We start from the raw sequence: 9,948 nt of genomic DNA on the forward strand, positions 1-9,948 counted from the left end.
CGCGTATGCGGGGGTGATCCCCAATAAAAGGTAATTGCTTAATATTAGGAGGACCAATTCGCAGCAGACAGGCAGACAAAAACAGGTCCGGGACTTTGCCAGGCCTGCCGGTTATTCAATATAAAAACCTGGTTGAGGTCATTTTACTCGAGTTCAATCGGTTTATCACTTCAGCTTGATTCCCGTTCATATCGTATAACTGAAAGGCTTCTCCGCTTCGGCGAAAAACTCGCCCTTGTATATAATAACGGGTTAATTGGCTAGGCGGTCGAGGTGCTTAAAATAAGGGTGTTTGCTTTCTCCCTGGGTTTTCCGGATTTGATAAGATTCATTAATAACCTCTTCCGGTTCGATCACCTGCCTTAATATTCAACTTATGGTTTTTTAGGCATCGGAAGAAACTACGCAGCAGTTTCAAGCCACTGCTCGTTATAATCCCGCACAGAAATAAAAGAAGACCGGTCGGCATTGGGCAATCCAACCTGGTCTCCAGCTGTCTGGTCGGCTGATAATGTGTTATGCCGGCAGATAATGGGAGGACAGTTTCCTTATCTAAATAGAATATTCGATATCGGTCTTGAATTCCGCGAAAAATTCCTGATAGATCTCGTTTCGCAGTCTGGTATACTCGTAACTGCTGCGCTTGCGCGGGTGCGCCATATCGCTTTTCACAATTTTCTTGATGGTCCCGGGGCGGCGAGACATCAGCACAATGTGGTCGGCAAGGAACACCGCTTCATCGATATCATGCGTGACGAGAACTATGGTTGTTTTTTCCTGCTCCCAAATTTTCAAGATCTCCTGCTGCATGTTGATGCGCGTAAAGGCATCCAAAGAGCCAAACGGCTCATCGAGAAGCAGCACATCGGGGCGGTTCACAAGTGCCCGCGCGATGCTGACCCGCTGCTGCATGCCGCCGGAAAGCTGTCCGGGCAGCGCCGTTTCAAAACCAGTGAGACCTACAAGCTTGATATGCTCGTCGATCTGTTGCCGGTCTTCCGGCGAGGTTTTGAAGATGCCAAAGCGGATGTTTTCACGCACCGACAGCCAGGGAAACAGCCTCGATTCCTGAAAGATCATGCCGATTTCCAGCGTCGGCTCTTTAACCTCGCGCCCGCGCAGACGGACGGAACCCTCCGTCGCGGATTCAAGCCCTGCCATAATGCGCAAAAGCGTGCTTTTTCCGCATCCGCTCGCCCCTACGATACTGTAAAAGCTGCCTTCGGGGATATCGAGATCAATATCGCGCAGCACCTCAAGATTGCTTCCGGACAGAGAAAACGTCTTCTGCACGTGCTGGATGTTTAAAAACGGCTCCATGTCATGTCTCCTTTATCCACGTTATGCCCACTTGATGATCTTATTCTGCAGTCGGGCCAGCAGGATGTCGATTAAAATGCCGACCACGCCTATGGTCAACAGCCCGAGGAACATGGCTGCGGGCAGGGACATTTCCCTGCCGTAGGAGATGATATATCCGACGCCGCGGGTCGCGCCGATCATTTCGGCAGCCACCACGCCGCGCCATGCGGTGCTGAGTCCCAGCCGGAACCCGGTGACAAGCTCAGGCACGGCCGCCGGAAAAATGATGCGGCGCAGAATGGTGAACCGGTCCTTTTTCAAAAGCCGCGCCACTTCAAGGTATTTTGAGTCGGTGCTTCGGATGCCCTGCTCGGTGTTTAAGAGCACCGGCCACAAAGCGCCCACGGCAATGACCAGAATTTTGGATTTTTCGCCGATTCCGAACCACAGGATGAAAAGCGGCACCAGACCCACCATAGGAATTGGCCGGAGCACGCCGAGAATGACAGCTGACAGCCGGTTAAACCACGGAGAAAGACCGAGCAGCGTCCCGAAAATCAAGCCGGTCAGGCCGCCGAGAAGAAACCCGGCGCCTACGCGGCTAAAGCTGCTCGCGAAATGTTCAGACAGCAATCCGCTTTTCGCGTAGGACACCATGGTCTCCATAATCTTCTGCGGCGTCGGCAGGATTGACAGATTTAGGTGCCCGCCATCGCCCAGGACCTGCCAGACGGCAATCACAAATAGCGGTGCGACCAAGAAAAGCGCGTAATCTATAATCTGTCCGACCTTTTCGTTTCGTCTCGGTCTTTCTGATTTATTCATTGTCCGAGCCCTGTTAATTTCACATAAGTGTCGTCCACAAGATCGTCCGCGTCAAGCTGCTTGGTAATAAAGCCCTGATCCAGGCTGAATTCGATGGTATTGTTCAACGCATCGACCAGATCCTGATCTACGCCGACCTTCCAAACTTTGTCGATATAGTATTTGCGGGTACCTTCGAGGTCTTCGCTGCCCATAAATTTGGCCACGATTTGGACCGACTCGTCAAGATTTCCCGCGATCCACTTGTTGGTTTGGTTGATTACCTTGAGATAGCGGGCGACGATTTCGGGGTTTTTCCTCAAATACTCTCCGCGGCCATACGCGACGACCATGATCTTGTCGTATCCTTCGGTCGTCGAAACCTCGACCATGTCGTCACGCGCCAAAAGCTTCGAGCGCTGCGGTTCATCCAGCACCGCCGCGTCGATCACGCCTTGGGTAAGGGCGGTGACGCCCTCGGCTTTCTGCAGGTTCAGCATTTCGATGTCGTTCTCGGAATAACCCAACGTACGAACTATGTTGAGCAAGGCCTTGTGAAAGTTTGAGCCGAACTGAATGGCGATTTTCTTGCCTTTGATGTCCTCAAGCTTTTGGATGCCCGACTTCTTGTTGGCGATCATGCTGTATCCCTTGGGCGATTCCCAGAGATAGGATATCACCTGGATATCCACACCGTTGCCCCAGACCTGGATCGTGGGCATATCGCCCATGTTGGCGATATCGATCTGGTTGGTGGTGACAGCCTCGTTTTGAGCGGGGCCGTTTGCAAAATGCGGGATTTCCACTTCGACTTTATCGCCGAATTCTTCCTTGAAAAAGCCCTTTTCATACGCAACGATGATTGGGAAATAGTTTAAGTTGTGGCCCACGACCAGCTTGGTGGCCGTGTTCAGTTCCCCGGCGGGCGTGACAGGCGCGGTGGCGGTATTATCCGCCTTTTTGGCGCAGCCAAACAGGGACAGCATGCCGACCGCGAGCAAAACAACCGCAATCCATTTGTAAACACGCATTTTCATTTGTACTCCTCCTTGGTAATATGGTCAATGTGGATTTCATACGGATGTGCCGCTCTTTCATACGCCTGTCGGGTTGAAAAGGTCTGTTCTCTTTCCGTTTCCGGGGTGATCAGCCACAGCGCCGAAAGGTCAACATCCTCGCCGAGCAGCTTTTGCACCTTGTCGTATGCGTCTAAAAACAGTTGCCCGGCGATAATCGCTTTTTGGGGCACACCCTTGATCTGGTAGCTTTTATGATCGGGCGTCACCGCGGTGACAGCGACGGTCTTATGAAACCAGATGCTGTACACCAGATTTTTCTGGGTCTGTGAGGTTTCCAGAAGCTCGTAAACCACAACGCTGCCATCGTCCAGAATCGTGATCAGACCCTTCGGCACCGCGTGCGGGGCGCCGTCCTTTCCGACGGTGGCAATGATTTTAACAGAATCTGGCGAGCGAAACGCCGCGATAGCTTCCGGCGATAATTGAAATGACATGACGCGCCTCCTATATCCGGTCTAAGTTTACATTCGGGTGCATTCCGCATTTGCGATAGCTGTCCATATAAGTCGGGATCCGGTATTTCTGCAGGATATCGTAAAACCCTTTTGTGATATGCACGTAATAATCGAGTGATGGGGGATTCTGATTCCAGAAAATCGAGCCCGGCACCACGTTCCAAACGTCGTGCTTTAACCCCACGCCGTGGCTTGCCAGCTCTTCCGCCTCCTCAAGGTCCACGCGAATCGCCTCGGCCTCCGAGGTGAAGCCGTGGGGCGTGGCCAGTTCAGCCCCGCTCACAATGCCGGTGTTGACTTGGCCTTTGCCGAAAATCTCTACCGCATCGTACAGACGGCGCTTCCATTCGTCATAGCTGATGTACGCCGCTTTTCCAGGGCAGAGCCATTTGTAAATCCGCTCGTCGAAGGCCTCAAGATCGGTGGTATAACTTGTCAAACCGGTTTCATAGTAAAGCCGTTCAAGCTGCTTGCGATTAAACGCGGTGCTGTTGACCTGGCTTGGGAAACGCGGCGTTTCAAACACCGTGCCGAGTACTTTCAGCGCCGCGATATACCCCTCGAGCTCGTCGTCGAAGGGCTCGTTGCCGCTGAAAATGCTGCCACCCGTCAGAATTACGCCCACAAAGCGTCCTTTTTCCTTAACAAGCTCCAGCATGGTTTCGCGAAGATCGTCCGCGTTGAAGCGCTCGTTGGCCTTGCCTTTGTACCGCACACCGCCTGCCCCGATACCGCAGTATTTGCAGCCGTGACCTGGTACGGCCCAGAAGTGGCAGTAATTGCTCATTGACACGGAATATCGCTGCGGGCGGGCGTCGAGCACCTCTTTCATCGGTGTGCCCCGGCTTGTGGTTTTGTCGAAAAATTGAGGTTTTTCCCAATACTCGACCTCGTCGATTATCCGGTCTTCATCCACCAGCACGGTTTTCCCGTCCACCACGTCGATTAGATAAGGGTCGCGCCACGTTTGCGTGCTGGTCTCCGACACGATGATGCTGGTGCCGTCGCGCAGCAGCAGCGACGTGGGAATCCCCCTGCCCTCATATACCGCGAAATGCGGCTTGGTGATCTGATGAATCGCGGGGTCGAGCCGGGCAAGCGCAGCGTCGGTATAATGCACCCCGCGCCGCTGTACGTCAATCTGTGTAATGATAAAAGGGGAGACGGTGGGATATTTTTTCAATATTTCAAAAAAACTTTCTTCTTTTTTCCGCCAGTCGGGGTCGATCTTAGGTTTTCTGATTTTTTCTTCCGTTGCCATGTCTACAATCTCCTTTCATGACTGATACAATTACTACCATCTTCCCTGTTAACCGACCTTTCCCAGGCTGCCGGCCTGTTTGAGCTGGTCGACTTTATCCAGCCGCTCCCAGGGTAGATCTATATCCGTCCGTCCGAAATGCCCGTAAGCGGCGGTCTGTTGGTAAATGGGGCGTCTTAAATCGAGCTCCTTGATGATCCCGGCCGGACGAAGGTCGAAATACTGGTTAATCAGGTTAATCAACTGTGCATTACCGATTTTTCCGCTCCCAAAAGTATTCACATATATGGACACGGGATGAGCCACCCCGATTGCATAGGCAATTTGGATCTCGATCCTCTCGGCCAGACCGGCGGCCACAATATTCTTGGCCACATACCGGGCCGCATATGCTCCGGAACGGTCGACTTTGGTGGGGTCTTTGCCGGATAAGGCGCCGCCGCCATGCCGCGCGTAACCTCCGTAAGTATCGACAATGATTTTCCGGCCCGTTAATCCGGAATCGCCTTGGGGACCGCCGATCACAAACCGGCCGGTGGGATTCACGTAATATTTGGTGTCGCTGTCCAAGAGATGACTGGGAATTACCGGCTTAATCACCTGCTCAATCACATCTTTTCTAATATCGTCGAGAGCCAGGTCGGGATGATGCTGGGTTGAAATCACCACCGTGTCCACTCTCAGCGGTTGTCCGTTTTCATATTCGACCGTTACCTGGCTCTTGCCGTCCGGCCTTAAATAAGGGAGTATTCGGTTTTTTCTCAGCTCGGCCAGCCGTTTGGTCAGCCGATGGGCCAATACGATAGGCAGAGGCAGGTATTCCGGAGTTTCGTTGCTGGCATAACCAAAAACCAGGCCCTGGTCTCCCGCCCCGATCAGATCCAGCTGGTCAGCTTGCAACTGGCTGCTTTTGGTTTCCGCCGAGCGGTCAATCCCCTGGGCGATATCGGGCGATTGTTCGTCGAGAGTGGTTATGACCGCGCAGGTATCTCCGTCAAAACCATATTTGGCCCTGGTATAGCCGACCTTTTTAATGGTTTCTCTGACAATCCTGGGGATGTCGATATAGACTGCGGTGCTCACTTCTCCGGTCACCACCACCAGACCGGTGGTGACCAGGGTTTCCACCGCCACCCGGCCCTCCGGGTCGCCGGCTAAAATGGCGTCCAGAATACCGTCAGAAATCTGATCGGCCAGCTTGTCAGGATGGCCTTCGGTCACCGATTCCGAGGTAAATAAAAATCTTTCCGAACTCATTTTTCTCCCTCCATATGAATTTGAATTCCAACTGATCTTCCCCATCCCTCTGCCTTAAGATTCAACCTGTGTCCTTTAAGCATCGGAAGAAACTGCGCAGCAGTTTTAACACAATAATTCCGTTACAGAAAGAAAAAAAGACCAGTCGGCATTTTGGCAATGCGACCTGGTCTCCAGATGTCTGGTCAACCGTTATAACCTAGTAAACTTATATGATTATTAATATATTATATTCTCCCTTTCAGTTTTGTCAATCCAAAAATTTTGAAGTTTATGCCAATCCGCTCTTTTCCACATAAATGGTGAACATTCCGTCATGATTGTTGACCGCCAGGATCCTGGCTGGATAGCTCTTTCAGTTGCCGTTCAATGGCAAATAAATCGATTGAAGTAATCAAGCCCCACACTGGCTGCCACAGGCTGGTCTTTCTGGGCAGCCGGCAATGTCCTTAATGCTTCGATAAATTTCCTGCGCACATGCGCCCAGCCAATAATAAGGGATAATGCGGAACATAGTATGGGACGCCATCCTGAGATCAGAAAAAGCGCCCCATACAAAACCCCGCCAGCATCGGCGGGTTCGATATTCTTCATGGTCGGGGCGACAGGATTTGAACCTGCGGCCTTCTGATCCCAAATCAGACGCGCTACCAAGCTGCGCCACGCCCCGAGCTCTTATATATTATCATCCCTCAGGAGAAGGTGTCAATTTCGAGCTTAGCCTGGTCTGGAATTAACAGCAACGCCAACCGGGGGTATCATCTGCTGTGATAGATTGTTCCGCCTCCCCGACCTCCCGGCACAGTTTTGCTGGGAATAGCAGCGGCTTATACCCCGGCTGAATATACCGTATTCACCATATAGCGTAGCGCTATATAAAAGGAAGTGATTGATTACGGGTCGATATCGTTGCTGCGCATATCCAGGGCTTTTTGTATGGCCACATAGGTTTCGGGGCCGATTACCCCGTCAGCTGTAAGGTTGCTGGCCTGCTGGAAACGCACTACGCTGTCATGCATTTTGGGTCCGAAGACCCGGTCTATTTTGTATTTGTAGTACCCTAACCGGCGCAAACGGCGCTGAACTATGGAAACATCTCCTCCCCGGGCGCCCTGCTGCATCACCCGCCCGGTCAGGCTCTCCCCTATAATATATACCGGCGTACCCAGAGGAACCTGGTCATACAGTCCAGTCACATCCCGGTTATACATGCGTATGCAGCCGTGGCTGGCCAGCCTTCCGATGGAGCGGGGATTATTGGTGCCGTGTATGCCGTAGCCTCCCCAGGGAACGCTCAGACGCATCCAGCGGACTCCGAACGGACCTCCGGGGTTTAAGGCCTTCTGCACAATGGTCCAGTTGCCCGGCGGGCTGGGAGTGCTTCTCTTGCCTATGGCCACCGGGTAGGTACGGGATGTCTCGGGGCTGTTGAAAAAGAACAGCCGGCGGCTTTGCAGGTCTATAGTTATGGCCGGGTAACGCTGGGCAGCCACGATCTGCTCATAAGTCATTACACACTGGCTGGACAGGCGGCACCATACATCGGGATCGACCACCCCATCCGGATTTATTCCGACTTTTTCCTGCCATTGGCGCAGAGATTGCTCAGTCTCGGCATGAAAAATGTCGTCTGCCTTCACGCGCAAGTACCCCAGATTATGCAGAGCCTGATTGATGGCCAGAACGTCCGGGCCCTGCATGTGTGGCTGGGTAAGGCGCAAAAATCGCGACGTATACATATATTTGATCACGCTCCTCATTGACTCTGTTTCTATATGCTTATTTGTGCTAACCCTGGCTGATGACAACTATAAAAGCCGCAATTTGGGGGAATTTGACTTACAAAAAATGGAAGGTATTTATAGACTGGTGTGGAACTTAGCAGTAAGGGGGTGGTATTGATTGAATAACAGTGACAACAACAACGATTTCTTGGAACTGGCCCTGGCCAAAATGGAAGCCCATGAGATTTCCGCAGCCCTGGCGGTGCTGAATGAGCATGCCGATGCAGCAGATGTTCAGTGGCTGGAGATGGCGGGAGAATGCAGTTTCCGTCTGGGCGACTTCAAGCAGGCGGTCACATGGTGGGAGCAGGCTAGGGAGACTAAGACGGCCGGCAGTGCTGTTTTAAAACGCTTGGCGGAGATTAAGAAACCATCCTTCCAGTTCTGGATAAAGCGTTTCGATGAGGCTATTGATCAGATGGAACGCAAAAACTATTCCGCCGCGATGGATATGCTGCAGGAACTCAAGCTGGAGCAGGATGGTTTTGTGAGCCTGTATCAGCTCCTGGGCTTGTGCTATCTGGCCAACGGGGACCGCAACCGGGCGCAGCGAGCCTGGAATAAGGGCCTGGAAATCGACTGCAGCAATGAGAACCTCCTGGGCTATCTGGCCGCGACAACCTCGTCCACCCGGGCAACTCTTCCCAAAGTCCCTGAATCGATCATGAGCAGAACTGCCCCGAAGAAACCCCACAGCAAATCCTGGCAGATAGTGGCCGGGGCAGCATGTCTGATGCTGGTCATGGGCGGAGCTGCCTGGCATCAAAACACAGTGCCCGCTCTAAATCAGCAGCACGTCGATATACCGCTGCAGAGCTTGGCCAGTGTCGAGTATGCGGCCCCGCCGCAAGCCCCACAAAAAACAGAGGCGCCGGCCATCGACCTCTCCAACGTCCCCGGCTATGCGGAAGATGAAATGGGCGGCTCTTATTATGATGAACACCAGGAAAGATTCTACTATGAGAAGGGACTCAACGCATATCTGGAGGCCGACTTCAAAACTGCCTCCAGCAATCTGGGAATGGTGGTCGCTATGGGGAGCCAGGACTATCTGCATCGCGAAGCCCAGTATTACCTGGCCAGGATATCATTCCTGCAAAAAGACTATCCCCGGGCTGAGCGTTTATACAGCAATTACCTGAACCTGTTTCCCAACAGCAATTATTATGATGACTCTTTGTTCTACCTGGGATGGGTCTATTACGAGATGGAGCAGCCCGAAAAGACCCGCGAGTGTTTCCAGCGTCTGGAGGATCTCAATCAGCCGGTCGGGTATATGACCACCCCGCTCTATCTCAGCATCATGAATTCATAAATGGATAAACCGCTAAGGGCACTAAAATTACGCCTCTCCTGCGACGATATATATCTTAAAGGTATATATCACATTCAGGAGAGGTGTTTTGCGGTGCGGATTAGGGGGCTGTTGATCATACTGCTGCTTTTTGCCCTGTCAGGTTGTGGGACTGAAAGCCGTTATCCGGACACAGACCGCCTGGAAACGGCGGCCAGTTCAGTCGAGGTGATGCAGGGCCTGGAAAAAACGGTGAAAGACATCTTGGAGGCGCAAAAAGCCGCCAACAGCGACCTGCGCGAATTACAGCAGCTGACCATCAGTACCCGGCAATACTACAGTAACGCCCCCAATGATTCGAGCTATGGCGAAGCCAGAATAGATTTACTGACCGAAGAGGATATAGCATTTGTCCGGGAAGCTCTCATTGCTCAGGGGTATATGCCGGCTGACCGGCAGGATGCCCAGGCCTGGGAGGAAGCCCTGTCAGCTTATCAGGACCAGGCCGGGCTGCCGCTCAGCGGGCGTCTGGATGCAGCTACCATCAAGCGAATGCAGGCCGACAGGTGAAAAAATTGTAGGCTTCCTGACTTGACTTATGGACAAGGGCGGATATACTGTATATTATAGAAAAGTGCATGCGGAAGTGGCTCAGTGGTAGAGCATCGCCTTGCCAAGGCGAGGGTCGCGAGTTCGAATCTCGTCTTCCGCT

At 52.6% G+C, this 9,948-nt stretch carries 10 protein-coding genes and 2 tRNA genes; 3 read left to right on the forward strand and 9 right to left on the reverse strand.

The window, feature by feature from the left end:
* Positions 1–552: 552 nt before the first annotated feature.
* The 9 genes from B2633_RS03315 to B2633_RS03355 all read right to left on the reverse strand — a co-directional run bounded on the left by B2633_RS03315 (position 553) and on the right by B2633_RS03355 (position 7,858).
* Entirely contained in the window at positions 553–1,320 is a 768-nt protein-coding gene (locus B2633_RS03315; protein WP_481037845.1) for an ABC transporter ATP-binding protein, read from the reverse strand.
* Between the two features lie 21 nt (positions 1,321–1,341).
* A complete protein-coding gene (locus tag B2633_RS03320; RefSeq protein ID WP_483169123.1) occupies positions 1,342–2,127 on the reverse strand; it encodes an ABC transporter permease in 786 nt (261 codons plus the stop codon).
* The gene (locus B2633_RS03325) at positions 2,124–3,143 is read right to left on the reverse strand and encodes an aliphatic sulfonate ABC transporter substrate-binding protein (protein ID WP_483169125.1); all 1,020 of its coding nucleotides are present in this window, start codon (positions 3,141–3,143) and stop codon (positions 2,124–2,126) included. The genes B2633_RS03320 and B2633_RS03325 overlap by 4 nt, the downstream gene beginning before the upstream one ends.
* Positions 3,140–3,619, reverse strand: coding sequence for a pyridoxamine 5'-phosphate oxidase family protein (locus tag B2633_RS03330; RefSeq protein WP_481037848.1), 480 nt, complete (start codon positions 3,617–3,619; stop codon positions 3,140–3,142). Before B2633_RS03330 ends, B2633_RS03325 begins: the two co-directional genes overlap by 4 nt.
* A 10-nt stretch (positions 3,620–3,629) precedes the next feature.
* The gene (locus B2633_RS03335) at positions 3,630–4,901 is read right to left on the reverse strand and encodes a radical SAM protein (RefSeq protein WP_483169127.1); all 1,272 of its coding nucleotides are present in this window, start codon (positions 4,899–4,901) and stop codon (positions 3,630–3,632) included.
* Between the two features lie 48 nt (positions 4,902–4,949).
* Entirely contained in the window at positions 4,950–6,158 is a 1,209-nt protein-coding gene (metK, locus tag B2633_RS03340; protein WP_483169129.1) for a methionine adenosyltransferase, read from the reverse strand.
* Between the two features lie 366 nt (positions 6,159–6,524).
* A complete protein-coding gene (locus B2633_RS03345) occupies positions 6,525–6,752 on the reverse strand; it encodes a hypothetical protein (protein WP_483169131.1) in 228 nt (75 codons plus the stop codon).
* Positions 6,752–6,828: transfer RNA gene (locus tag B2633_RS03350), tRNA-Pro, on the reverse strand. Before B2633_RS03350 ends, B2633_RS03345 begins: the two co-directional genes overlap by 1 nt.
* A gap of 223 nt (positions 6,829–7,051) precedes the next feature.
* Entirely contained in the window at positions 7,052–7,858 is an 807-nt protein-coding gene (locus B2633_RS03355) for a L,D-transpeptidase family protein (RefSeq protein WP_483169132.1), read from the reverse strand.
* A gap of 202 nt (positions 7,859–8,060) precedes the next feature.
* Here B2633_RS03355 and B2633_RS03360 point away from each other — a divergent pair, with 202 nt between their 5' ends.
* The 3 genes from B2633_RS03360 to B2633_RS03370 all read left to right on the forward strand — a co-directional run bounded on the left by B2633_RS03360 (position 8,061) and on the right by B2633_RS03370 (position 9,948).
* Complete coding sequence (locus B2633_RS03360; protein WP_483169134.1) at positions 8,061–9,257, forward strand: tetratricopeptide repeat protein; 1,197 nt, start codon at positions 8,061–8,063, stop codon at positions 9,255–9,257.
* Positions 9,258–9,806: a peptidoglycan-binding domain-containing protein gene (locus tag B2633_RS03365; protein ID WP_483169135.1), complete on the forward strand. Its 549-nt coding sequence runs from the start codon at positions 9,258–9,260 to the stop codon at positions 9,804–9,806.
* A gap of 70 nt (positions 9,807–9,876) precedes the next feature.
* Positions 9,877–9,948: transfer RNA gene (locus tag B2633_RS03370), tRNA-Gly, on the forward strand.

It is taken from the genome of Syntrophomonas sp. UBA1041, assembly GCF_002316705.1.
In the GTDB taxonomy this organism is placed as follows: domain Bacteria; phylum Bacillota; class Syntrophomonadia; order Syntrophomonadales; family Syntrophomonadaceae; genus DTU019.

Coding starts and splice junctions, on each gene's coding strand:
- B2633_RS03315 (WP_481037845.1), bottom strand. CDS start 1,320: ATGGAGCCGTTTTTAAACATCCAGCACGTGCAGAAGACGTTTTCTCTG.
- B2633_RS03320 (WP_483169123.1), bottom strand. CDS start 2,127: ATGAATAAATCAGAAAGACCGAGACGAAACGAAAAGGTCGGACAGATT.
- B2633_RS03365 (WP_483169135.1), top strand. CDS start 9,258: ATGGATAAACCGCTAAGGGCACTAAAATTACGCCTCTCCTGCGACGAT.
- B2633_RS03325 (WP_483169125.1), bottom strand. CDS start 3,143: ATGAAAATGCGTGTTTACAAATGGATTGCGGTTGTTTTGCTCGCGGTC.
- metK (WP_483169129.1), bottom strand. CDS start 6,158: ATGAGTTCGGAAAGATTTTTATTTACCTCGGAATCGGTGACCGAAGGC.
- B2633_RS03345 (WP_483169131.1), bottom strand. CDS start 6,752: ATGAAGAATATCGAACCCGCCGATGCTGGCGGGGTTTTGTATGGGGCG.
- B2633_RS03330 (WP_481037848.1), bottom strand. CDS start 3,619: ATGTCATTTCAATTATCGCCGGAAGCTATCGCGGCGTTTCGCTCGCCA.
- B2633_RS03355 (WP_483169132.1), bottom strand. CDS start 7,858: ATGCAGGGCCCGGACGTTCTGGCCATCAATCAGGCTCTGCATAATCTG.
- B2633_RS03335 (WP_483169127.1), bottom strand. CDS start 4,901: ATGGCAACGGAAGAAAAAATCAGAAAACCTAAGATCGACCCCGACTGG.